The sequence below is a fragment of the Corynebacterium sp. P3-F1 genome (assembly GCF_030503635.1).
Lineage (GTDB): Bacteria > Actinomycetota > Actinomycetes > Mycobacteriales > Mycobacteriaceae > Corynebacterium.
The window spans coordinates 36880-61089 of sequence record NZ_CP129965.1 but is presented as its reverse complement, the minus strand read 5'-3'; the positions used below and the strand labels follow the sequence as shown (position 1 = coordinate 61089).

Here is a 24210-nt window from a genome sequence, read left to right as displayed (position 1 = left end):
GCTGATTTTAACCGAACATCGATCGCGCAGTTCTAATCCGGTGTTCCGGAACGCGCTTCAAATTCTCGACAGCGTCGCCGAGCGGGACGAGCGTGATGTCCTCGCCGCGCAGGGCGACCGTGGTGCCGAAATTCCCCTCGTGCGCCGCGCGCGCCGCGTGCACTCCATAGCGGGTTGCCAACACACGGTCGTACGCCGTCGGCGTGCCGCCGCGCTGCGTGTGGCCGAGCACCGTCGTACGCACGTCGTAACCCAAACGGCGATGAATCTCGTCGCCGATGATTTGCCCCATACCGGTGAAAGTCTTGTGGCCGAATTCGTCTTCTTCGCCCAGACCGGCATCCATCGTGCCTTCCTTGGGCACTGCACCCTCGGCGACGACGATGATGCCGTACTTCTCGCCCATCTGGAACCGGCGCTCCATGGCCTTGCAGATGTCGTCGATATCGAAGGGGTCCTCGGGGATGACGGTGTAGTGCGCACCGCCGGCCATACCCGCGTGCAGGGCAATCCAACCGACGTGGCGGCCCATCACTTCGACGATGAGAATGCGGTTATGCGACTCGGCGGTGGTGTGCAGGCGATCGATCGCGTCAGTGGCCACCGACACCGCGGTGTCGAAACCGAACGTGTAGTCTGTGGCGTTGACATCGTTGTCGATCGTCTTCGGCACACCAACGACGGGGATGCCGTTGTCGGAGAGCCATTTCGCGCCCTTGAGGGTGCCTTCCCCGCCGATGGGAATCAACGCGTCAATTCCCGCGTCGTCGAGATTCGCCTTGATCTGGTCCAAACCGGCCTTGAACTTGTCCGGGTGCAAGCGACCCGTGCCCAAAATGGTGCCTCCACGCAGCAGGATCGAGTCGATGAACGCGTCGTCGTACAAGTCCTGGCGCAGATCCTCCATGAGCCCCACCCAGCCGTCCTGGTACCCCACCACCGTGGAACCGTATTCGGAACTCGCGGTGCGGACAATGCCGCGGATGACAGCGTTGAGGCCGGGGCAGTCGCCGCCGGAAGTGAGTGTGGCAAGACGCATAGCCCCCACACTAGCGCGATTGCAAAGTGCTGTCCGGACTATCCCCGGCTACCTGAACCGCAGCGTTTTCCCGGCCCTCCTGCCTTCCGGCTCTCCGGGCCGTTCACCAGTAAGCTCTAGGCCCGGCGCGCAGAGGAACGGCCGCCGCCGCGCCGACGACCATCGCGGCCAGAGGCAATGCGAGCGCCGCCCCCGCGGTAGCTTCGATCGGCCCGGTGGAAAGAACCGTGCCCACCAGCGCCACGCCGAGGACGCTCCCAACTTGCCGGGCGGTGTTGTACAGCCCCGATGCCGCACCGGTCTTACTGTCGGCGATGCCCCGCATCGTCACGGCGGCATTCGGCGCCCACACGAACGCCCCGCCGATTCCGAGCAACGATGTCACCGCGGTGAACCACCACACGCCCGCCGACACATTGATCAGAACAATGCCTAGCGCTAACCCGGCCGCGCACACCGCGAAACCGGCGACACAGAGCGTGCCCGGATCCCGCCGATCCGTGAGGTAACCAGCTACCGGGGTAAGCAGCAACGCGAAAACGGACATCGGCGCAGTGATGAGACCGGATGCGGTGGGCGACGCCCCCGCGACTGTCTGGAGCCAGTACATCAACGGAATGAACATCGAGGCGACGGTGAATCCCATGGCGGTAACACCGACTGCACCGAGAGCGAAGGACCGGTCGCGGACGAGTTCGAGGGGAAGGAAACCGTGGTCCTCGCCGTTTCGGGCCGCCAGGAACAGTGCCGCGAGGAACACTGCCCCCGCAACGATAGACAGCCACTGGCCGAACTGAATGCCGTAGACCAACAAACCAAGTCCGCCGAAAGATAACAGGACGGGAAGCAGATAGACCCGCTGCTGCCCTGCGGCGAGTTTCGGCAGGGCGACAAACCCGGCGATGACAGCGACTCCACCTAGCGCAGCTTGCGCGAAGAAGGCCGCGCGCCACCCTGAGTATTCCGCGATCGCACCGCCTGCTACAGGCCCGATGAGTGAGGCCACCGAGCCGATCACTCCCCAGGCCGCGAACGCACGGCCCTGGGTGTCTTCGCTGAAGACCCGGGGAATCAATCCAAAGGCCTGCGGCAGGAACACCGCGGCACCGAAGCCCTGCAGGCCGCGAGCTACAACGAGCGATCCGAAGGACCATGACGCGCCTGCGAAGACCAGCGCAATGACGTAGACGGCCAGTCCGACGAGAAAGACCCGCCGTTGACCGCACGCGTCCCCCAACCGCCCGGTTGCGGGCATCGGGGCAACGGTGCACAGCAGGTACACACTGGTGAGCCAGACCGCATTGCCGACGTCGAAAGGCAACATCGGCGTGATCACGGGCATGAAGCCCTGGTCGATCAGGACAAGGAAATACCCCGCAGCGAGCGCTGCGAGGGTGTTCCAGGGATTAACGGCGGGCTTCAAAAGCGGCGGCCACGCGGTAGAGGCGCTCGTCGGCAAAGGCCGGCGAGATGAGCTGCAAGCCCACCGGAAGACCGGTGTCGGAAGCGGTGCCCGCCGGAACGGACATGCCCGGCAGACCGGCCAGGTTCAGCGGTAGCGTGAACAGGTCGAAGTTGTACATTGCCAGCGGGTCGTCCACCTTGTCGCCGAGCTTGAACGCCGTGGTCGGCGTCGCCGGGCCAGCAATGATGTCCACCTGCTCGAAGGCCTTGGCGAAGTCCTGCGCCACAAGGGTGCGGATGCGCTGCGCCTGCAGGTAGTACGCGTCGTAGTATCCAACGGACAGTGCGTAGGTGCCCAGGATCACGCGGCGCTTGACCTCGTCGCCGAAGCCTTCGCCGCGGGTGAGCGCCATGACCTCCTCAGCGGAGTTCGTGCCGTCGTCGCCGGCGCGCTGGCCGTAACGCATGCCGTCGAAACGCGCGAGGTTCGAGCTGACCTCCGAGGTCTGAATGATGTAGTACGCACCCATGACGTGAGCGAAATTCGGGCAATCGACATCGACGATTTCCGCACCCTGAGATTCGAGTTGCGCAATCGCTTTATCGACGGCTTCCGCCACCCCATTTTGCATTCCCTCGCCGCGGAACTGCTTCACACGGCCGACCTTGACACCCGTCAGGTCGCCGGAGGCACCTTCGCGGGCCGCGGCGACGACTGCACTGACCGGACGGTCGACGCTAGTGGCGTCGAACTCGTCGTGGCCTGCGATGACCTCGTGGAGCAGAGCGGCGTCGAGCACGTTATTCGCGCACGGGCCGCACTGGTCGAGCGATGAGGCGTTGGCGATCATGCCGTAGCGGGAGACCGCGCCGTAGGTCGGCTTCACGCCGACAGTGCCCGTGAGCGACGCCGGCTGGCGGATCGACCCGCCGGTGTCGGTGCCGATGCCTAGCGGTGCCTGGCCCGCAGCGAGCGCTGCGGCCGTGCCACCGCCGGAACCGCCCGGGGTGCGGTCCACATCGTGCGGGTTGCGGGTGACCTTGTAGGCGGAGTTCTCGGTCGAGGAACCCATGGCGAACTCATCCAAGTTCGTCTTGCCCAAGATCGGGATGCCTGCCTCGCGGATCTTGGTCACGATCGTCGCGTCGTAGGGGCTCATGTAGCCCTCGAGCATCTTCGACGCAGCGGTCGTCGGTGCGTCGGTGGTGACAAAGAGATCTTTCAGCGCCAGCGGCACACCGGCCAGCGGCGACGCAGGCTCTCGGCCCTCCGCTACCTGCTTGTCCACCTCATCGGCGGTCTTCAACGCTTCTTCGGCGCCGACGTGCAGGAAAGCGCCGATGGTCTCGTCAGTCTCCGCTATGCGGTCCAGGAATGCCTGTGTGACCTCGCGGGAGGTCACCTCGCCGGCCTGGATCTTCTTCGCCAGCACGTGCGCCGGCAGGCTGGTCAGTCCTTCGGCGGGAATGGTGTAATCGGTCATTAGTCCTCCTCCCCCAGGATTTGCGGAACCATGAAGCGGTTCTCCTCGACCTCGGGCGCCTGGTCGAGTGCCTGCGCCTGGGTGAGGGTGGTGCGCTGGACATCCTCACGCATGGCCGCCTCTACACTGTGCGGGTGGCTCATGGGCTCGACGCCGTCGGTGTCCACTGCCTGCACCGCGGAGACGGCCTCCACAATGGTGTCCAGTTGACCTGCGAGCTGGTCCAGTTCCTCGTCGCTCACGGCTATGCGCGCCAACCGCGCAATGCGTGCGACCTCCTCGCGGGAGATTCCTGGGGCTTCAGCCACGTTGTCCCACCTTCTTAAAATCCTTGGGTTACAGTCTTCAACGCCCTTATACTACGGCAGCACACCGAACGACTTTCAACGAGATGAGACGAGATGTCCTACCTGATCCGTGTGGTCCTTCCCGACACCCCCGGCAGCCTCGGTGAGCTCGCCGAGGCGTTCGGGATGGTCGACGCGAATATTCAGTCCGTTGACATCGTGGAGACCACGTTCACCGACAGGGGCGCGATGGTCACCGACGACATCGTGGTGGAGTTGCCCACCGGCACGATGGTCGATTCGCTCATCACCGCCGCAGCGTCCGTCGACGGCGTGGAGGTCGATTCGATCCGCCCGTTCACCGGCCGGGTCGACCGCCGCGAGCAAGTCCAAATGCTCACCCACGTTGCCAATCAGGTCCGCGACCTCCCGGCCGCGATGCAGGAGCTCGTTTCTGTCATGCCGTTAGCCTTGACATCTTCCTGGGCGGTTGTCCTGCGCGACACTGGCGACGGCAGCGAGCGCGTCGCAGCGTCCCAGGCAGCTCCGGGAGACGACGGTTCCGCACCCAAGCTTATCGACGTCTCCGATGCCCGCATCCTCCGCGACGACACCGACACGTGGGTGCCCGAGGCGTGGTGGCTGCTCGATTCCACCTTGGCCGTCACTCCCCTGGGCACGACCGGGCTCTACATGGTTGTCGGCCGCACCGGCGGGCCCGACTTCCTCGCTTCCGAGGTCGCCCACATCGGCGATCTGGGTACCATCGTCGGCGCCCTGGTCCGCTAGCTCCGCGCGCTAGACCTCGCCGATTTCCAGCAGACGCTCGAACTGGGCTTCGTCCAAAATCGTGATACCCAGGTCGCGGGCCTTCTGCTCCTTTGAGCCCGCATTCTCACCGACGACGACATAGTCGGTCTTTTTCGACACCGAACCCGATGCCTTGCCACCGCGCGACAGGATCGCCTCTTTCGCGCTGTCGCGGGAGAAGTTCTCCAGGGTACCGGTGACCACGACAGTCAGGCCTTCGAGGGTCTGCGGGGCAGCATCCTCGGCAGAGTCCTCCATGGTCACACCGGCAGCCGCCCACCTATCGACGATCTCCCGATGCCAGTCCACCTCGAACCAGTCCTTGAAGGACTCCGCGATGATGGTGCCCACGCCGTCGGTCTCAGCGAGCTCTTCTGTCGATGCGGCCCGCAGCGCCTCCATCGACTTGTAGCGCGCGGCTAGGGCACGAGCCGCAGTCGGCCCGACATGCCGGATGGACAACGCGACGAGCACCCGCCACAGGTCCGTGGACTTTTTCTCCTGCAGGTTGTTCAGGAGCTTTGTGCCGGAGGCATTGATCTGCCCGTCTTTTCTCGTGTACGTAGACGACTTTTCTAAATCGTCGGAGGACAGCGAGAAAAGGGTGGACTCGTCGATAAGCACGCCCGAAGCGATGAGGTCGCGTGCGCCCTTCTCTCCGAGTGCCTCGATGTCGAACGCCCCGCGCGAGGCGATGTACTCCAAGCGCGCGCCGAGCTGCGCCGGGCACGAGCGGGTATTCGGGCAACGCCAGTCCGCGTCGCCCTCCTTCGCGGGCGCGAGCTTCGTGCCGCAGGCCGGGCAGTTCTCGGGGAAGACGAACTCGCGCTCCGTGCCGTCGCGCAGATCTGCGACTGGGCCGAGCACCTCCGGAATGATCTCGCCTGCTTTGCGCACCACCACGGTGTCGCCGATGAGCACGCCCTTGCGCTTGACCTCTGTCTGGTTGTGCAGCGTGGCCATAGACACCGTCGAACCGGAGACGAACACCGGCTCCATGACCGCGAACGGCGTGGCGCGGCCCGTGCGGCCGATGGAGACCTCGATGTCGAGCAGCTTCGTGGTCACTTCCTCCGGCGGGTATTTGTACGCGATCGCCCAGCGCGGCGCGCGGGAGGTGAAGCCGAGCTGGCGCTGCTGAGCCAAATCGTCAACCTTGACCACCACTCCGTCCATCTCGTGGATGGCATCGTGGCGGTGGTCCGCCCAGTAAGTTACGGCTTCTTGGACTTCCTCTGCTGTCTCTGCCCGCTTGGTGTACTCGCTGACGGGCAGCCCCCAGGACGCGAGCTTCTCGTAGGCGTCGTGCTGCGAAATGAACTCCACGCCCTCTCGCGCGCCGATGCCGTGGCAGATCATGTGCAGCTTGCGCTTGCGCACCGCCTCAGGGTCTTTCTGGCGGAGGCCACCTGCGGCCGTGTTACGCGGATTAGCGAACGGCTTGCCGCCCTCCTTCTGGCGCAGCTCGTTGAGCTCCGGGAAGTCCTCCGGGCGGATGAACACCTCGCCGCGGACCTCGAGCAATGCGGGGGTGTCGCCGGTCAGTTCGTGCGGGATGTCCTCGATCACCTTCGCGTTGGCGGTGATGTCTTCGCCCACGCGACCGTCGCCACGCGTCGCAGCGCGCACGAGCGCGCCGTTCTCGTAGACCAAATCGATCGACAGCCCGTCGATCTTCAGCTCCGTCAAGTACGGTCCCGGTGTTTTGGCCAGCCAGTCCGCCAGCTCCTCGGCCGAGAACACGTTGTCCAGACTGGTCATCGGCTGGAGGTGCTCCACATCCGCGAACGCCGTATCCGTCGTCGGCGCGCCGACCTCCTTGGTCGGCGAATCCGGCACCGCGAGCTCCGGATGCTCCTCCTCGAGCTTCTGCAGCCGGCGGAACATCTCGTCGAACTCCGCGTCCGTGATCACCGGGTCGCCGTTGTAGTACAGGTCCCGGTGGTGGCGGACCTCCTTGGCCAGATCCGTCCACTCGCGAAGCAGATCCTTGTCCACTGTTCCTTCAGTGCCGCCCGGTGCGTTGTTCTCAGTCACGGGCACCAAGTCTAGAGATCTCTCACCACTGCGGGTTATCCAGATCCACGCCCTCAGCCGCGGCCTGAGCCTCGACGAGTTCAACCAAGTAGTCCTGCGTGCCCTCGTACATCTCGTGAAAGCGCTCGTCGCAGACGTACATACGCGCGAGAATCAGCTGACGCGGCGGTGTGACCTCGTACCACTGCTCGATCATTTCGCGGTGCTTATCCACGAGGCCCTTCGCCTCATCTGACCCCGCCTCGACCCCGTCCTTCTGGGCCTGCTTCAGCTTGGCGACGAACTCTTCGTGATCCCGCTGCAGTGCGATGAAATCATTCTCGCCCATCTGGCCCAGCTTCTCCTGGGACTGCGCCCATTCGGCGGTGTCTCCCCAGCGCTGCTCGGCTTCCACCTGGTATTCGGGCATCTTCTCTCCGAGGTATTTCTTCATTGCGTCCATGTCGATATCTCCTTCTTTCGCGTTTTCAGATTCTTCAATGAGCGCGTCTACTGCCTCCAGCTGGCTGGAAACAGCAGCCAGCTGGTCGGACAACAATGCGCGGTGACGGGTGAGGGCGGTGCGGAGGGTGTGGGATGGGGCGTCGATAAGCTCTGCAATGGAGTCGAGCGACATGCCCACGCCGCGGTAGAGCGCGATCGCCGCGCCCCGCTCGACGTCATCGTCCGTGTAGACGCGGTAGTCTGCCGCGGTCCGCCACGGATCGAGCAGGCCGCGCGCCTCCCAGTGCCGAAGAGTCTTCGTTGTCACGCCGAGCATCCCGGCGACTTCTCCGATCGTGTACTCCGTGTACTCACCCATGACAACAGTGTGAACATTGACGTTGGGGCAAGGTCAAGAGCTGCGGCCGAAACGTGCCGCGGTGCTCATTAGAATGAGGTGCATGCCAACTTTCGATGCCTCGCGGATGCTCTCCTTCGACCTGGAGACGACGTCGGCGAACCCGCGGGAGGCGCGGATCGTGACCTCGGCGCTCGTGCGTATCGACGGCTCGTCCGTCTCCGCCGCCGAGCACCTCGCCGACCCGGGCGTGGAGATCCCGGCGCAGGCAGCAGCGATCCACGGCATCTCCACTGAAAAGGCGCGCGCTGAGGGCCGCCCGCACGACGACGTTCTGCGCGAGACCGTCGACACCATCAAGCAAGCGTGGGACGAGGGCTTCACCCTGATCGTGTTCAACGCCCCCTACGATCTGACAGTGCTGCGCACGCTGACCGGCGATTTCACCGTGACCGGGCCGGTGTATGACCCTTTGCTGATCGACCGTGCCATGGATCGCTACCGCAAAGGCGGCAAGCGGAACTTGGGCGCGCTGTCTGATTTCTATGGCGTCCAGCTAGACAATGCCCACGAGGCCACCGCCGACGCGATGGCAGCCGCGCGCATCGCCTGGAAGCAGGTCAAGCAGAGGTGGCCCGAGCTCGCTGCCAAAGAGCTCGACGAGCTCATGGAGTTCCAGGCTGTGAAGCATTTCGAGATTCAGACGGACTTCCGCGCGTACTGCGAGTCCCGCGGGCGCGACACCTCCGGCATCGCCACCGGCTGGCCGATGATCAGCTGATGTGACTGAGCTCGGGCGTGTCGTGCACCCGCTCAATGAATTCGGCGACACCGGCGTCGTCGCCGCAGGTGTCGATCGCTATCTTCTTCCCGTCGGCGAAGTCGAGCACGAGCACATCGCCCTTGGGCTCCTGGCGGAGCGCGGCGAGCTCGGAAACGGGAACGCTGTCTTCTCCGTCCCCGTTGTCGAAGGTCACCTTACCGTCACTGATGGCAACGGAGTGCTTACCGGAGAAGGGAATCACCACGATGCCCAGGGCGAGACCGAAGGCCAAGGCGAGGAAGAGATCGTCGAAAAGCAACGAAGACGCGATCATGAATCCGACGGCGGTCCCGATGCTTAGGACCCAGTTGCTTTCTTTCCTCTCCCATTTCAACCCGTTGATTGCCATGCCTCCATTCTAAGACTCATCGCTGAATCTAGCTCGGTTTATAGGCGCTGTATGGCCAATCTCATAGCTATTATCGGGGAGGTGTGATCGCGTCCGCCATCTCGGCTGCCGCGCGGTAGTTCTCCGCGGTCTTCACCAGCGTCGGCCCGGGTTGGGCGTACACGTCGATGGCCGTTTCCGCCGGGTCGATCTGGAGCCGGTCGAAGATATTGAAGACCTCGCGCGGCTCCATCACAGGCACGGCGATCCGCGCGCCGCGGTCGAGCGCGCCCGCCAACGCATCCAGGTCGACCCTGCCTGCGAGATCGACGGTGAACCAGTCCGCTCCGTACAGCGGGCGCTGGCTGTTGATCAGGTGCTCGCCAAACGCTCCCAGCACATCGAGCACACGCTCCTCCGGCACCGCGGGAATCTCCTCGTAGTCGGTCGCGCCCTTCACCGTCCCCGCCAGCACGGCCCCCAGGTACGGTTCATCGAGCTGCAGCAGCGTGCGTGCGCCGAACCGTTTTGCGACGTCCCCCCGATGCTCCCCCACCGCGTGCGCGAGCGCATCGGCGATGTCCCGGGTCGCGCCCCGATCAGTGATGACCCGGTGGCCGTTCGCCATCTCGATCTGGGCGGCGAGGGTCCAGGGACCGGCAAGCTGCACCTTTATCACGGAATCCGCCGCCAGCCTGCCGGCCCAGAGCTGCTCGAGCAGGTCGAGGTCGCGTTCGAACTGATCACGCGCACGAATGGTGGCCAACTGCGGGCGGCGGGTCACCCGCCAGGAACGCGGCCCGATGTCGAGGTTGAGAGGCATCAACGCCGCTGTCCGGCCGATCAGATCCGATCCGACACCGCGGGCGGGCAGCTGCGGTAGGTGCGGTGTCGGGGTCTCCGACAGCACCACGTCCGCCGCCTGCACGAGGTCGGTGCCGGGCATCGGCCCGAGCCCGAATGCCGTCACGCCGCCCCCGAACCAGCCGACTCAGTGCTGGCAGACTCGGTGCTGGCAGACTCGGTGCCGCAGATGGTGCCCGAGCCGAGCACGATATCGCCCTGCCCGTCCGGGTCCGGCAGGTAGAGCACGGCGGCTTGGCCGCGCGCGACACCGGACAGTGGCTCGGAAAGCTCCAGCCGCATCGTGCCGCCGTTGCCGGCCTCGGAGTCGACATACGCGCGACACGCCACGACACCGCCGTGGGCGCGGATCTGCACATTCGCCTCGAAGCCCTCGACGCTTCCGGCCTCAGTCATGGCTGGGTGCAGGACTTTGAGGCGATCGGCGTGAATCGTCGTCACGTCCAGTGCTGCGCGGGGGCCGACGGTCACTGTGCCCGTGGCGGCATCGATGTCCGTGACGTACCGGGGCTTGCCGTCGGCGGCCGGCACGCGGATATTCAGTCCCTTGCGCTGCCCGATCGTGTACTGGAACGCACCGTCGTGCTCCTTGAGCTCAGCGCCGTCCTGGTCGACGATCATGCCGGGGCGCATCCCGATCGATGCCCCCAGGAACGCCTGGGTATTGCCGTCCGGAATAAAGCAGATGTCGTAGGAGTCCGGCTTCGATGCGGTGGAGAAACCGCATTCGGCGGCCTCCTCCCGGATCTGGGGCTTCTCGGTGTCGCCGACCGGGAAAATGCAGCGGTCCAGCTCGTCGCGGGTCATCACACCGAGGACATACGACTGGTCCTTATTTGCGTCGGTGGAGCGGCGGAGGTTGCCGGCATCGTCGATAAGCGCGTAATGCCCTGTCGCGATGGCGTCGAAACCGAGCGTGACCGCGCGCTCGAGCAGCGCCGCGAACTTGATCTTCTCGTTGCAGCGCAGGCACGGGTTCGGGGTCTCCCCGCGCGCGTAGCTGTCCACGAAATCGTCGATGACTTCTTCTTTGAAGCGGTCCGAGAAATCCCACACGTAGAACGGAATGCCCAGCTTGTCGCACACGCGGCGCGCGTCGGCGGAATCCTCCAGCGAGCAGCAGCCGCGCGCGGATTCGCGGGTCTGCTGCGCGTCTTTGCTCAGGGCGAGGTGGACGCCAACGACGTCGTGGCCGGCACGCACAAGCCGCGCCGCCGCCACAGAGGAATCGACGCCGCCACTCATTGCTGCCAGAACTCGCACGTGGCTGGAGTGTACTCGCGGTCAACCGCGGACGGAAAATGAGCAGCAGCGCGGTGGCCGTCGCGAACTCCCTCGATCCCGCCGCCCTCGCGCAAGTAGTTCTCGCCTCAGTGGTACTCACCGGTCTCGAGTGGATCGCCACTTCCGCATACGTCCAGAGAACAGACATTGCTCTGTAGCCGCGGAACTCAACAGGCTGAGTCGATGCGGAAAGCTTCGGTAGGCTAAGGCTCCTATGGCCAATGAGAGCGAAATTCATGAGATCGACACCGGGATCGCCGAGATTATTCACGAACCCGACGGGTCGATGCTCCTCATGGTGAACGGGGTGCCCAGCTCGCATATCGTGCCGGGTGACCCGGGGCGGCTCGACTTCGAGTACATGCGCTGGATCGCGGCGGCGGTTGAGGAGACCCGCGCGTGGGAGAAGCCGCGGCTGACGCACCTCGGCGGCGCGGGGTGTTCGCTGCCGCGCTATTTCGCGCACGTGTGGCCGCATTCACGCAACACGGTCGTCGAATGGGACATGGAGTTGGCGCATCTTGCCCGCGGGAAATTCGACATTCCGCGCAAGCCGACGGTGAAGGTCCGCGTGGGTGACGCGCGCGAGGTCACCGACAGCTTCGTCGACGCGTCGCGCGACGTGATCATCCGCGACGTCTTCGAATCAGCGACAACACCGCGCAGCTTGACGACTCTCCCCTTCTACCACTCCTGCCTCCGCTCCCTCTCGTCGGACGGCCTCTACGTCGCCAACTGCGGTTCCCGGGGCGATCTGCAGGAAGCGCGCGAGGAGCTCGCGGGCATGGCCGAGGTCTTCCCTCACATCGCCGCCATCGCCGACCCGCCGATGCTCAAGGGCCGACGCTACGGCAACATCATCCTCCTCGGGTCTGCCGCCGAAATCCACGAAACCCCCGAGCTAACCAGACGGTTGTTCGGGGGCGGGGTGCCCGCGCACTTCAAGGGGGACGCGTGGGCCCGGGAGATGGCGGCCTCAGCCGCGCCGAGGCACGATGACTCGACTGATTAGGCGGCGTCCATAGCGGCGGGAATTACTGGCTGGAACCGGCGCCTGCACCGCCGCCGGCTTTATTCGCATTGTCGAGCAGAATGAGCAGGTCGCCGACGGAGTAGTTGTCGCCGAGCATCATGTTGTTGAGGTCGTCGATAGGCAGCGTGCCGTTTTCGATCTGGATGCGTGCGGTGTCTGCGATATTGTGCGCGTCGCCGGCATCGAAGCCGAATGTCTGCGCGGCAGCTTCCACCTGCTGCGGTGCCAGAACGCCGGATGCGAGACCCAGGATCGCGGCGGCCAGCGCGCTGTTGTTCTTCTCCAAGACAGCGAGCGAGTCGGCGATGCCGCTTTCAATCTCGTTGTCCTGGAACTGTTCGAGCAAGCCGCCGGGTGCGTTGTGATCGCCGGCGACGAAGCTCGCCCACTGGCCCTGGTTGCCGTTGAAGAGGTTCAGGTCCACGGGTGTGTTGATGCCGGCCACGCGCCCCGATTCAGACCGCTGCCAGATATCCACCGTGTCCCATCCGCCGACGGGGGCCGGAGCCTTGTTCTGGTAAGCGGCGAGCCACAGCGGGTAGTCGGAGAACTCGTCGGTGTCGCCCATCTGCTCGAGCCAGAAGTAGCGGTAGGTGTACACCATCGGGCGGCGGCCGGTCTGCTTCTCCAGCTCGGTGAGGAATGTGCGCGTCCAGTCCCGCAGCTCCTGCGGGCTCAGGCCTTCGTCCACCTCGAGGTCGAGCACGGGCGGCAGTGTGGTTGCCGGGCCGGTCTTGAGCACGTTAGCGAAGTTGGTCGCCTGCGCCACCGGGTCGTTCGCGGGGCGCGCGTAGTGGTAGGCGCCGACGGTCAGGCCCGAATCGAGAGCTCCCTGCGCGAATTTCGCGTAGGCGTCATCGGTGTAGTCCGCGCCTTCCGTGGCCTTGATGATGGCGAAGCGGTTGTTGTCGTCACGCACCGAATTCCAGGCGATGGCGTCACCGCCGGTGTCTTGGTGGTGGGAGACGTCGACGCCGTTGACCCAGTCGGCACGGCTGTCGGCGCCTACGGTGCCAGCTGCCATGATGCCGGAGAATGCAATGGCCGCGGATGCGATGAGGGCTGCGGGGCGCAAAGAACGAGTCATGGTACGCACCGTAACTCACATCAGTCACACAAACCACAATCGACACGCGCGCAACATGACCGGCAGTGTCGCAGGCCGTAACTTCCCGGAGCTACAGTTCACGGCCTCCCGGCGCCGCAACTCTGAGCTTTACAACTTTGCTGAGCATCACAGCTTTGCGACGTCCCGCGCCTTCCCAATCACCTCTGGCAGCCTTTCGAGGAGAAACTGCACGTCCTCATCCATAGTCGTGCGCCCGAGAGTGAACCGGAGCGCGCCGTCAACCTGGTCGTCCGGCAATCCCATCGCCTCGAGCACGTGGCTGCGTTGGTTCACACCGTTGTTGCACGCCGAACCCGTCGACGCCTCAATCCCCATGCTGTCCAGCAGCATGATCATCGCGTCCCCGTTCGCCCCGGGGAAAGTCAGGTGCGCGTGCCCCGGCAGAACGCGGCTCCCTTCTGGCAGCACCGTCGCGCGAGCGCCCGGAATGGTGCGCAGAGCCTCGGCGACGAGCGCGTCGCGAAGCGCCTCGAGGCGGGCGCACTCCCGATCCATTTCTTCGACGGTTTCCTTCAGAGCTGCCGCTGTCGCCACAGCTGCAGCGACATCGACGGTTCCGGGGCGGATGCCCCGCTGTTGTCCCCCACCGGTCAAAACGGGGGCAGGCACCGGGGAACGTTTCGCCAGCAGGATTCCAGCACCGCGCGGGCCACCGAATTTGTGGGCGGAGGCAGCTAGCGTCGTCGCCCCGAGAGCGTGGAAATCCACAGGCAGGTGGCCAACCACTTGCACCGCGTCAACGTGGACGGGCGTGCCGGCCGCATTCGCCCGCTGCACGATTTCCTCGACAGGCTGGATCGCTCCAGTCTCGTTGTTCGCCCACATACACGTGGCTACGGCGGCGGGTGAGTCCAGAACTGACGTAAACGCCGCTTTTGAAGCCGCAGCGTCGGTTCTCGCAGCGTCGGCTGCCGCAGCTGCCGAATCCAAAGCGCGACCCCGGACGACACCGTCCGTGCCGACGGGGAGTATCTCGACGTCCGCCCCCAGCTTCGCCAGATCCGCTACCGTCTCGCGCACCGCCGGGTGCTCAATCGAAGTGGAAATGATCCGGTTTGAGCCAGACGCGCCGGCATCCCGCGCCGCGCGGAACAGCCCACGGATGGCCAAGTTGTCGGCCTCGGTACCGGAGGCGGTGAAGATCACCTCGACAGGGTCGGCACCGAGGATCTCCGCGACGGTTTCGCGGGCCTGCGCAAGGGCGGCGTTCGCGGCGCGGCCCGATGCGTACTGTCCTCCGGGGTTGAGCAGGTGGGCGTGTTCGGCCCACGCGTCGATAGCCACCCGCCGCATCGGTGTGGTGGCGGCGTGGTCGAAGTACCGCACAGAGTCCGTCATGCGAACCTCTCCGCGCTCGTTATTGCGCGTTGTTACTCTGCGCTTCGAGCGCCTTGATCAGCTCGGGTACGAACTCCTCGATGTCGGCGACAACACCAATGTCGGCGATGGAGAAGATCGGCTCGTCGCGGTCCTGGTTGACCGCGACGATGGTGCCGGAGGTCTGCATACCTGAGGTGTGCTGGATTGCGCCGGAAATACCGAGCGCGATGTACAGGTCCGGCGCCACGGTCGCGCCGGTCTGGCCCACCTGAGTTTCGGGGTCGGCGTAGCCCAGGTCGACGATGTCGCGGGTGGAGCCTGTGGCGGCGCCGAGGACATCGGCAAGCTGCTCGACGTACTCCTTGTAGCCCTCGGCCGACCCGACCCCACGTCCGCCGGAAACGACGGTGGATGCCTGGGTGAGCTCGGGGCGGTCGGCGCGCACCTTCGGGGTGAAGGAGATGACGCGCACGTCGCGCTCCGTGGCGGCAGGCAGCGGCATCGGCGCGACTTCCCCGGCCGCCTCCTGCGGCTCGGCCTTCACGGAGCCCGGGCGGAGGGTGTAGATCGGGCACTCGCCGCCGGCGACAGCGGTCGTCGTGTAGCTGCCGCCGAAGATCTCGTGGTGGGCAGTCCGGTTGTCCTCGATGCCCACCACATTCGCGAGCACACCGGAACCGAGGCGCGCGGCGAGGCGGCCGGCGATCTCGTTGCCGGTCACCGTTGCGGCGATGACGATCGGGGCCGGGTTCGCGGCGCCAAGCGCCTGCAGCGCATCGACCTCAGGGAGAATCAGACGCTCGGCGTAATCCTCTGCGGACGCGTCGATCACCTGGGCGGCGCCGAGAGCAGCCAGCTCGGGTGCGAGAGCATCGGCATCGCCAGGCTTGCCGACGACAACCGCCGACACCACCCCCAGCCCCCGCGCCGCCGTGATCAGCTCGCCGGTGATCGGGCTCAACTGAGAGCCTGCGTGTTCTGCCAGTACATAGACGTGCATTGGGTTTCGGCTCCTTTATTAACGGGACAGAAGATTACGGGCTGCCAGCTTTTCGACGACCTGCGCAGCGACATCATCCGCCGGGCCTTCCAGCAGTTCACCGCCGGCGCGCGGTGGCACCTCGGACGCGCTGGTCACGTTCGTCGCGGCGTTGGTCAGACCGACCTGGCCGGCCTCGACGCCGATCTGGTCGATGGTCAGGCGCGTGATCTCGTGCTTCTTCGCGGCCTTCATGCCCTTGAAGTTGGGGAAGCGCGGTTTGTCGGACTGCTCCGTCACGGTCACCACGGCCGGCAGCGGCGCAGCGATCTCCCACGTGCCGCGCTCGTCTTCGCGGGTGGCCAGAACCTCGCCGCCTTCGATCCGTAGGTTGTGCGCCTGCGTCACCGCGGGGACCTGACGGTACTCCCCCAACAGCCCCGCCAGCGTGCCGGTGCCGCCGTCGGAGGACTGGTTACCGGCAATCACTAGAGCTAGGTCGTCGATGGTGTTCAGGGCGTTATGCAGCGCCCATGCGGTGGAGATGGCGTCGGAGCCGGCGAGGGCGTCGTCGATAAGCGAAATTGCGTCGTCCGCACCCATTGCCAGGGCTTTGCGGAGCGCTTCCTCGCTGCCTTCCGGCCCCATGGTCACGGCGACAACGCGGTAATCGCCCGCGTCGCGCAGACGCAGGGCCGCTTCGACGGCGTACTCGTTGATCTCGTCGATGACGTTGTCGGCGCCTGCGCGGTCGAGCGTGTTGTCCGCCTCGAGCGACTTCGTCGACCACGTGTCCGGCACGTTTTTCACCAAAACAGCAATGGTGGGCATAAAAGTTTCACCTTCCATCTGTCAGATTCGCTCACACGAGCCTAGCGCACGCGGGCACCGCAAATGAACGCCGTGGCGCTGTCCCCGACCCGCGCTATGGCGACGCCCATCGGCCGGTCGCCTTTCAGTTTCAGCTTGCGGCGCAGCTGGTCAGGGTCCACATTCACGCCGCGCACGAGAATCTCCACCGCACCCGCGCCGTGCGCCTGCAGCGCAGGCCGCAGCTTCTTCAGCGGCACCGCTTCGATGAATGGAAATCCCGAGTAGCCGGGCGGCACTGCGTCGCCGGTGAGGAACGCGATGTGCGGGTCCAGCATGGACAGGTCGTGCCGCGCCGCCCATTGCTGCACGAGCCCGGCGCGGATCACAGCGCCGTCCGGCTCGACGATGAAGCTTTTCGGCTTATCGACGCCCACCTCACCCCCACCATCCCTCACCCTCTCCGTGAACTGTTCCCGGATGATCACTGCTTCCCGGGTGTGCCCCGGCTCCGCCAGATCCGGGGTGTACAGGCACGCTTCTTTGACTCCCCCGTTGACACTGACGACGCTGACGAGACCCTGCCAGTCCGAGTAGTCGATTCCCGGAGCGCACTTCACAGCCATCGCCGCACCCGGGTATGCGGCGAGTAGGTCTGGCAACGGCGGGATGAGTTTCGCCGGGTCCGTGATACGTCGCCCGTCCGCCCGGCGCGCCGGGTCCGCCACGATGACACGCCCCGGCCGCGAGCCCGTTCCCGAGCACGCCCGGATCCGGGGCCCCGGGCTGCTGGCAGCCGTGGTCACGGGAGCGAGCGCGTCGGCTTGCGCAACCCACGCCCGCGCCCGACCCCGCACCTTGCCAGTTCCGACGTTGCCGACGTTGCCGACGTTGCCGACGTTTTCGCGCGCCATGAGCAGGCGCGCGTAGTCCACGTCGGTGCCCAACCAGTCCATCCCGGCGTCAATCATCGCGGGGCCCTCCGTGCCGATCGAGCAGGTGACATCGTGCACCAGCGCTGCCCCCGCAGCAGCGATCCTCTCCGCACGCACCTGGGAAACGGCGAGCGGGGTCGCCTGCTGCGCGGAATCACTGTCGGCGAGCCACGCCGCGGCCACGTCGCCGCCGCTGGCAGCCTGGGCAGCCCGGTCAGCTTGTGTATCCGCTCCGGGCGGTTCAGGAGCGCCGGGGACAAGGTGGGCGGGCGAAACGAGTTTCGGTGCAAGCGTCCGCCGCGCGCGGAGGAGCTCCATGACTGCGCGGGCTTTATCCCCGAAGAGCGCGGAGAGTTTGTCGCGGTCCGAAATCGCGGACGCAGCGGTGAGCTGGATGCCGGCATCGGTAGCGGTGTGTGCGATCTCGTCGGTGTGGTCGGCGAGGAAGCGGACCTCCTCAAGGCTAAAGCTCAAACTTCTTCCCCATCCGGTTTACGGGTTGGCGGTCAAAAAGCTCCGCGTATCGGGGAATGTCGACGGGATCACCCACAACGGCTTCGATCGGCATTCCTTTCACGTGCTCCATAACCTCGGCGACGGACGAGAATTCGGAGATGTCGTACAGCTGCGCCCACGTGGAGGGGGCGAAGCGGACGAGGCCTTGACGCCAGCCGTCGATAAGCAAGCTCGGCGGGAACCAGTTGGCGTCGCTCGCCTCGCCGGTGGCCACGTCGGGCTCCTGGCCGGCGGGCAATTCTGCAACGAACGTGAAGGTGTCGAACCAGGTGCCTTTTTCGGATTTACCCACCCAGCGGCCGGACGGTCGCAGCAGAGTCGCATCGACATCGAGGCCTGTCTCCTCGAGCAGCTCTGTGAACGAGAGCTCGTGGCTTTCCAGCCGTTTGCGCTCGACGTGGAAGGGGCGGGCGTCGCTGAGGAGGGCGCCGGTGTCGTCGACAAGCAGGAGCGTGCCTGTCTCCTCGAAGAGCTCGCGCACGGCCGCGAACACGAGCGCGTGCGCCTGGCGCGGCTTGACGTCCAGCTGTTTCGCCAGGTCCGTCGCCGAACGCCCCGACCACAATTCTTTCGCCTCGTCCTTGTTCGACGGGAAATCGCGGATGTCCACGCCACCGCCCGGGAACACCGTCATGCCCGGGTAATTGCGCATCGTGAGCACGCGCTCCTGCATCCACACCTCAAGGCCCGCCACACCGTCGCGCACGAGAATAACGGTCGCCGCGAGACGGCCGTAATTGATTCCCAGCATGTCCTCTTCGTTGCGCGTGGGCATGAGCTACCTCCGCAAGTTCCGCTTACCGCACTTTCGCTTATCGACGGTGCGTACCACCCCTCCGCTCCCTCCGCGCGAAGAAACGCCCGTCTTCCTTGGACAACTTGATCGGCTGGTGGTACGCCTTAGTCAGGTTCTCGCTGGTGAGCACGTCATCGATGAGGCCTTGGCCGACGACCTCGCCTTCGTCGAGAAGCAGCGCATGCGTGAAACCGTGCGGGATCTCCTCCACGTGGTGGGTGATCATCACGATCGCCGGGGCATCCGGATCGAGCGCTAGATCCCCGAGGTACGCCACGAGGTCCTCCCGACCGCCGAGGTCCAGACCCGCGCCGGGTTCGTCCATGATGAGCAGCTCCGGGTTGACCATGATCGCACGCGCGATGAGCACACGCTTCTTCTCGCCGTCCGACAGCGTGCCCCAGCGGCGCCCGAGCAAGTGGTACGCGCCGACCTGGTCGAGCGCGTCGTGCACCTGCTCGTAATCCTGTTCCTCGTACTCCTCGCGCCACCGGCCGATGACCGCGTAGCCGCCGGAGAGCACTAGGTCCTCGACCCGCTCATCCACCGGAACCCGGTCCGCCAGCGCCGAGGTGGTCATGCCGATCACGGCGCGCAAATCGCGCATGTCTGTCTTGCCGATCTGCTCCCCGAGCACGAACGCGGTGCCCGTCGACGGGAATTCCTGCGCCGCTGCCATCCGGATCAGAGAGGTCTTGCCGGCGCCGTTTGGGCCGATGACCACCCAGCGCTCGTCCAGCTCCACCTGCCAGTCAACGGGCCCCACCAGCGTTTTACCGCCGCGGCGGAATTCCACGCCACGGAAGTCGAGCAGCAAGTCGGGGTCGGTCGGTTCAATTTCGGGAGTTCGGTCAGTCACGCCTCCCATTGTGGCGCATTTTGCTTGCCGACGGCTCACTGACGCGACCATTCCCTCCCCCTTTCCTCCGCTACTCTGGGTTTGGTGGGGCGTTCTCGCAGCCCCGGACCGACTTCTAACCGACGAGGTGAATTGACGTGAACCCAGTGATCGGCAACCCAGCAACCGGTAAGCCAGTGTTCGGCCGTCTTGGAATCGACGACGTCCGCCCCCGCACCACCGACGGCGCACTGCCGACGAAGGCGGTCGTAGGAGAGGTCGTTCCGATCTCCGCCCTGGTGTGGCGCGAAGGCCACGACGCGATCGCAGCGACCGTCGTGGTGACCGACCCGGAGGGCCACGAGTACACGGTGCCCATGACGCCGGAAACGGACCGGCCTGACTACTGCAACGCTGTCATCACCCCCGACGTCACTGGGCTCTGGCACTTCCGTGTGGAAGCGTGGTCCGACCCGGTGTCGACGTGGCGCAACGCCGTGACCAAGAAATCCGCGGCCGGCCAGTCGAGCTCGGAAATGGCCAACGACTTGGCACACGGTGCGGAACTGCTGCGCCGCGCCGCGACCGAAGCCGGAGCACACGCCGCGGGCACCGCTGCGCTGAAACAGGCCGCCGACGCACTCGAATCCGACGCGCCCCTGCGCGAGCGCCTCGAACCGGCACTATCGCCCGAGATCGCCGAGATTCTCGCCGTGCACCCCGTGCGCGACCTCGTCACCGCCGGACCCGACTGTCAGATCCTCGTCGATCGCAGGAAAGCTCTGTTTAGTTCCTGGTACGAGCTGTTCCCCCGCTCCACCGGTGGATGGGACGAAGAGGGCCGACCCGTGCACGGCACCTTCAAGACCACCGCCGAGGCGCTGCCCCGAATCGCCGCCATGGGCTTCGACACCGTCTACTTCCCGCCCATCCACCCGATCGGCGAAAAGAACCGCAAGGGGCCGAACAACACCCTCGTCGCCGAAGACGGCGATGTGGGCTCCCCCTGGGCCATCGGCTCAGCCGACGGCGGCCACGACTCCATCCACCCCGAGCTGGGCACCGAAGAAGACCTGCGCGCGCTTCTCGGCCGCGCACAGGAACTCGACCTGGAAGTCGCCCTCGACTTTGCTCTCCAAGCGGCCCCCGACCACCCGTGGGCGAAAGAGCACCCCGAGTTCTTCACCGTCCTCGCCGACGGCACCATCGCCTACGCCGAGAACCCGCCGAAGAAGTACCAGGACATCTACCCCATCAACTTCGATAACAACGCTGACGGGATCTACCAGGAGATCTACCGCGCGCTCATGGTGTGGGTCGAGCTGGGCATCACTACCTTCCGCGTGGATAACCCCCACACCAAGCCGGTGGATTTCTGGCACTGGCTCATCGCCAAAGTCCACGAGACGCACCCCGACATCATCTTCCTCGCCGAGGCCTTCACCCGCCCGCCCCGCCTGCTGGGCCTGGCCAAGGCCGGCTTCACGCAGTCCTACACCTATTTCCCGTGGAAGACCACCAAGAAGGAGCTCACCGGATTCACCGAGCAGACAGTCCGGTTCGCTGATATCTCCCGCCCGTCGTTCTGGGTGAACACCCCGGACATCCTCCAGGCGTTCATCCAGACCGGGAACCGGGCGGCATTCGCGATCCGCGCAACACTCGCCGCGACACTTAGCCCGCTGTGGGGCATGTACTCCGGCTTCGAGCTCTACGAGCACGAGCCTGTCGCCCCCGGCAGCGAGGAGTACATGAACTCCGAGAAGTACGAACTGCGCCCACGCGATTTTCAGGGCGCGCTCGAGCGTGGGGATTCGCTGGAGCCGTACATCACGCTTCTCAACAGCATCCGCAAGGAGCACCCCGCGTTCCAGCAGCTGCGCAACCTGCACTTCCACGACGCGGACAATGACAGCATCCTCGTCTACTCCAAATTCGACGCGGCCACCGGCGACAGCGTTCTCATCGTGGTCAACCTCGATCCGACGTACACACAAGAAGCCACCGTCACGCTCAACATGGAAGCGCTCGGCCTCGCACCCGGCGCGACATTCCCCGTCCACGACGAGGTCTCAGGCGCGGATTACGACTGGACGATGCGCAATTACGTCCGTCTAAGCCCCATGGACAACGTCGCGCACATCTTCCGCCTTCCGCTTATCGACGAACCCGCCCGCACCCACCTCGCCTTCCGACACATCCCAGACGAGGATTATCGCCCGTAAGATGGCCCCACAAGCGGGGTGTGCCGGCGGCCACGTCACTGTGACACCGTGACACCGTGCAGCCACCAGAGTGCATCGACCGCCGTGCGCCACCCCAGCCGACATACACAGCGCAAATAGACCCAACTCAGACAGACACACCACACCGATCAGGCAAAGGAACATCATGACCTCCGGCTTCGACGACACCCCCGCACAGCTGGAACCGGCGCACTTTATTCCCGACGAGGACCGGCGCCGACTCCTCGAGTGCAAGCACCATGCCCCGCACGACTTTTACGGATGGCACGCGACGTCGACAGGCTCTGTGATCCGCACACGCCTCCTCGGTGCAACCCACGTGGAAGTGCTCATCCACAACGAAGGCGTGCCCATGACCCCGATCGGCGACGACATCTGGGTGCTGCCGCTTAGCGACGACCTAGCGCCCGACTACCGCCTCCAGGTCACCTACCCGGAGGGCGACCCCGTCATCATCGCCGATCCGTACCACTTTCTGCCGACTCTGACCTCCTTCGACCTCCACCTCATCGGCGAAGGCCGCCATGAGCGTCTCTGGGAAGTGCTCGGCGCCAACCAGCACACGTACAACACCTCGATGGGCGAGGTGAAAGGCACCTCCTTCGCGGTGTGGGCCCCCAACGCCCAGGGTGTCGCCGTCATCGGAGAGTTCTGCAACTGGAACCCCAACCAGTACCCGATGCGCACCCTCGGCTCCACCGGCATCTGGGAGATCTTCATCCCCGGCATTGAACCCGGCGCCGAATACAAGTTCACGGTGCAGGGGGCGGACGGACGTGCCGTCGATAAAGCGGATCCGTTGGCGAAGCAGACAAAGACCCCGCCGGAGACCGTCTCCGTGGTCGCGGACGTCGACAAATACGCGTGGACCGACCACGAATGGATGGCCGCACGCCCCGGCACCGACGCAGCCAACGCCCCGATGAGCGTCTACGAGGTTCACATCGGCTCATGGCGCGTCGGCTACGGCTACCGCGAACTCGCCAACGAGCTCGTCCCCTACCTGCAGGAGAACGGCTTCACGCACGTCGAATTCCTCCCCGTCGCCGAGCACCCCTTCGGCGGGTCATGGGGCTACCAGGTCACCGGCTACTACGCCCCCACCGCGCGCTGGGGAACGCCGGATGATTTCCGGTACCTCGTCAACAAGCTGCACAATGCGGGCATCGGCGTCATCGTCGACTGGGTTCCCGCGCACTTCCCCAAAGATGAATGGGCGCTCGCGCGTTTCGACGGCACCCCCCTCTACGAACACCCCGACTGGCGCCGCGGCGAACAGAAAGACTGGGGCACCTACGTCTTCGACTTCGGCCGCAACGAAGTACGCAACTTCCTCGTCGCCAACGCCCTGTACTGGTTCGAGGAATTCCACCTCGACGGCATCCGCGTCGACGCCGTCGCCTCAATGCTCTACCTCGACTACTCCCGCAACCCGGGCGAATGGCTGCCGAACCAGTTCGGCGGCCGCGAAAACCTTGACGCCGTCCAATTCCTGCAGGAAGTCAACGCCACCGTCCAACGCACCCACCCCGGCGTTCTCACCATCGCCGAGGAATCCACCGCGTGGCCCGGCGTGACCGCCCAGACCTCCGCCGACGGCCTCGGCTTTTCGCTGAAATGGAACATGGGCTGGATGAACGACACCCTCGAGTACTTCTCCCTCGACCCCGTTCACCGCTCTTACCACCACCACGAGATCACCTTCTCCCTCGTCTACGCATTCTCCGAGCGCTACGTCCTGCCGTTCAGCCACGACGAAGTCGTCCACGGCAAGGGATCCCTGTGGGAGCGCATGCCCGGCGATTCCTGGAACAAGGCCGCTGGCGTGCGCAACCTCTTCGCGTACATGTACTCCCACCCCGGCAAGCAGCTGATGTTCATGGGCTGCGAGTTCGGTCAGACCACCGAATGGGCCGAAGCCGGGTCCGTCAACTGGGACGACCTCGAGGGCTGGGACAGCGAATACCACGACGGCATCCGCACCCTCGTCCGCGACCTGAACCACCTGTACCGCGACACCCCCGCCCTGTACAGCCAGGACAACACCCCCATGGGCTTCCAGTGGATCAAGGGTGACGACTCCGAGCACAACATCCTGGCCTACATCCGCTGGGGTGTGGATGCCACACCGGTGCTTGCCGTCATCAACCTCTCTGGCGCATCCCAGCCCAACTACCGCCTGGGTCTGCCCCGCGCCGGCGAATGGGAGCTCATCCTCAACACCGACGAAGCCCGCTACCACGGTGCAGGCAACGCGCTGGAGGCCGCCGTCCCCACCGAGCCCCAGCCGTGGGACAGCTTCGAGCAGTCGGCGTCCTTCCACGTCCCGGCGATGAGCACGCAGTTCTACCGGTTGCGGTAGCAGTTGCAGCGCGGGCTCAGCGCCGGCACCGCGGGCTCATCACCCGCACTGCCCTCCGGCGCGCCCGAAATGCGCGCACTCCCGGTGCACGCCCTAGTGACAGCG

Annotated in this window: 22 protein-coding genes; 6 read left to right on the top strand and 16 right to left on the bottom strand. The window is 65.3% G+C overall.

The window, feature by feature from the left end; genetic code table 11:
• Window positions 1-7: 7 nt before the first annotated feature.
• The 4 genes from QYQ98_RS00285 to gatC all read right to left on the bottom strand — a co-directional run bounded on the left by QYQ98_RS00285 (window position 8) and on the right by gatC (window position 4235).
• Window positions 8-1039: a 6-phosphofructokinase gene (locus QYQ98_RS00285; RefSeq protein ID WP_302006789.1), complete on the bottom strand. Its 1032-nt coding sequence runs from the start codon at window positions 1037-1039 to the stop codon at window positions 8-10.
• A 103-nt stretch (window positions 1040-1142) separates the two neighbouring features.
• Window positions 1143-2462, bottom strand: coding sequence for an MFS transporter (locus QYQ98_RS00280; RefSeq protein ID WP_302006788.1), 1320 nt, complete (start codon window positions 2460-2462; stop codon window positions 1143-1145).
• Complete coding sequence (gatA, locus tag QYQ98_RS00275) at window positions 2446-3927, bottom strand: Asp-tRNA(Asn)/Glu-tRNA(Gln) amidotransferase subunit GatA (protein ID WP_302006787.1); 1482 nt, start codon at window positions 3925-3927, stop codon at window positions 2446-2448. The genes QYQ98_RS00280 and gatA overlap by 17 nt, the downstream gene beginning before the upstream one ends.
• Window positions 3927-4235, bottom strand: a complete 309-nt coding sequence (gene gatC / locus QYQ98_RS00270; RefSeq protein WP_302006786.1) for an Asp-tRNA(Asn)/Glu-tRNA(Gln) amidotransferase subunit GatC — start codon at window positions 4233-4235, stop codon at window positions 3927-3929. Before gatC ends, gatA begins: the two co-directional genes overlap by 1 nt.
• 93 nt (window positions 4236-4328) lie before the next feature.
• On the opposite strand from gatC, the gene QYQ98_RS00265 reads away from it, so the two are divergent.
• Entirely contained in the window at window positions 4329-5003 is a 675-nt protein-coding gene (locus tag QYQ98_RS00265; RefSeq protein ID WP_302006785.1) for an amino acid-binding ACT domain protein, read from the top strand.
• Between the two features lie 9 nt (window positions 5004-5012).
• On the opposite strand, the gene ligA is transcribed toward QYQ98_RS00265, so the two are convergent.
• Together ligA and QYQ98_RS00255 are read right to left on the bottom strand one after the other, a co-directional pair.
• Window positions 5013-7022, bottom strand: coding sequence for an NAD-dependent DNA ligase LigA (gene ligA, locus QYQ98_RS00260; protein ID WP_302007773.1), 2010 nt, complete (start codon window positions 7020-7022; stop codon window positions 5013-5015).
• A 61-nt stretch (window positions 7023-7083) separates the two neighbouring features.
• Entirely contained in the window at window positions 7084-7863 is a 780-nt protein-coding gene (locus QYQ98_RS00255; protein ID WP_302006784.1) for a MerR family transcriptional regulator, read from the bottom strand.
• 82 nt (window positions 7864-7945) lie between these two features.
• Between QYQ98_RS00255 and QYQ98_RS00250 the strand changes: the two genes are divergently transcribed.
• A complete protein-coding gene (locus tag QYQ98_RS00250; protein WP_302006783.1) occupies window positions 7946-8623 on the top strand; it encodes a 3'-5' exonuclease in 678 nt (225 codons plus the stop codon).
• Here QYQ98_RS00250 and QYQ98_RS00245 read toward each other — a convergent pair.
• The 3 genes from QYQ98_RS00245 to mnmA all read right to left on the bottom strand — a co-directional run bounded on the left by QYQ98_RS00245 (window position 8616) and on the right by mnmA (window position 11120).
• Window positions 8616-9014 carry a hypothetical protein gene (locus QYQ98_RS00245; protein WP_302006782.1) on the bottom strand — a complete coding sequence of 133 codons (399 nt, stop codon included), beginning with the start codon at window positions 9012-9014 and terminating at the stop codon, window positions 8616-8618. The genes QYQ98_RS00250 and QYQ98_RS00245 overlap by 8 nt on opposite strands.
• Window positions 9015-9084: 70 nt before the next feature.
• The gene (locus QYQ98_RS00240; protein ID WP_302006781.1) at window positions 9085-9963 is read right to left on the bottom strand and encodes a methionine synthase; all 879 of its coding nucleotides are present in this window, start codon (window positions 9961-9963) and stop codon (window positions 9085-9087) included.
• Window positions 9960-11120 carry a tRNA 2-thiouridine(34) synthase MnmA gene (gene mnmA / locus QYQ98_RS00235; RefSeq protein ID WP_302006780.1) on the bottom strand — a complete coding sequence of 387 codons (1161 nt, stop codon included), beginning with the start codon at window positions 11118-11120 and terminating at the stop codon, window positions 9960-9962. Before mnmA ends, QYQ98_RS00240 begins: the two co-directional genes overlap by 4 nt.
• 38 nt (window positions 11121-11158) lie before the next feature.
• On the opposite strand from mnmA, the gene QYQ98_RS00230 reads away from it, so the two are divergent.
• Together QYQ98_RS00230 and QYQ98_RS00225 are read left to right on the top strand one after the other, a co-directional pair.
• Window positions 11159-11299 carry a hypothetical protein gene (locus tag QYQ98_RS00230; protein ID WP_302006779.1) on the top strand — a complete coding sequence of 47 codons (141 nt, stop codon included), beginning with the start codon at window positions 11159-11161 and terminating at the stop codon, window positions 11297-11299.
• A gap of 56 nt (window positions 11300-11355) precedes the next feature.
• Entirely contained in the window at window positions 11356-12153 is a 798-nt protein-coding gene (locus QYQ98_RS00225) for a spermidine synthase (protein WP_302006778.1), read from the top strand.
• 22 nt (window positions 12154-12175) lie between these two features.
• Here the strand turns inward: QYQ98_RS00225 and QYQ98_RS00220 are convergent, their stop codons facing one another.
• The 7 genes from QYQ98_RS00220 to QYQ98_RS00190 all read right to left on the bottom strand — a co-directional run bounded on the left by QYQ98_RS00220 (window position 12176) and on the right by QYQ98_RS00190 (window position 19527).
• Window positions 12176-13261, bottom strand: a complete 1086-nt coding sequence (locus tag QYQ98_RS00220; RefSeq protein ID WP_302006777.1) for a glycoside hydrolase family 25 protein — start codon at window positions 13259-13261, stop codon at window positions 12176-12178.
• A 147-nt stretch (window positions 13262-13408) separates the two neighbouring features.
• Window positions 13409-14641: a cysteine desulfurase family protein gene (locus QYQ98_RS00215; protein WP_302006776.1), complete on the bottom strand. Its 1233-nt coding sequence runs from the start codon at window positions 14639-14641 to the stop codon at window positions 13409-13411.
• Between the two features lie 19 nt (window positions 14642-14660).
• Window positions 14661-15623 carry an electron transfer flavoprotein subunit alpha/FixB family protein gene (locus tag QYQ98_RS00210; protein ID WP_302006775.1) on the bottom strand — a complete coding sequence of 321 codons (963 nt, stop codon included), beginning with the start codon at window positions 15621-15623 and terminating at the stop codon, window positions 14661-14663.
• Between the two features lie 18 nt (window positions 15624-15641).
• Window positions 15642-16433, bottom strand: a complete 792-nt coding sequence (locus QYQ98_RS00205; protein WP_302006774.1) for an electron transfer flavoprotein subunit beta/FixA family protein — start codon at window positions 16431-16433, stop codon at window positions 15642-15644.
• Between the two features lie 41 nt (window positions 16434-16474).
• Window positions 16475-17821: an SAM-dependent methyltransferase gene (locus QYQ98_RS00200; protein ID WP_302006773.1), complete on the bottom strand. Its 1347-nt coding sequence runs from the start codon at window positions 17819-17821 to the stop codon at window positions 16475-16477.
• Window positions 17811-18638, bottom strand: coding sequence for an NUDIX hydrolase (locus QYQ98_RS00195; RefSeq protein WP_302006772.1), 828 nt, complete (start codon window positions 18636-18638; stop codon window positions 17811-17813). The genes QYQ98_RS00200 and QYQ98_RS00195 overlap by 11 nt, the downstream gene beginning before the upstream one ends.
• Window positions 18639-18675: 37 nt before the next feature.
• On the bottom strand, window positions 18676-19527 hold the full coding sequence (locus QYQ98_RS00190; RefSeq protein ID WP_302006771.1) for an ABC transporter ATP-binding protein: 852 nt from the start codon (window positions 19525-19527) through the stop codon (window positions 18676-18678).
• A 167-nt stretch (window positions 19528-19694) separates the two neighbouring features.
• Between QYQ98_RS00190 and QYQ98_RS00185 the strand changes: the two genes are divergently transcribed.
• Window positions 19695-21722: a maltotransferase domain-containing protein gene (locus tag QYQ98_RS00185; protein ID WP_302007772.1), complete on the top strand. Its 2028-nt coding sequence runs from the start codon at window positions 19695-19697 to the stop codon at window positions 21720-21722.
• 166 nt (window positions 21723-21888) lie between these two features.
• Entirely contained in the window at window positions 21889-24105 is a 2217-nt protein-coding gene (gene glgB, locus QYQ98_RS00180; protein ID WP_302006770.1) for a 1,4-alpha-glucan branching protein GlgB, read from the top strand.
• The last annotated feature ends 105 nt before the right edge of the window (window positions 24106-24210 follow it).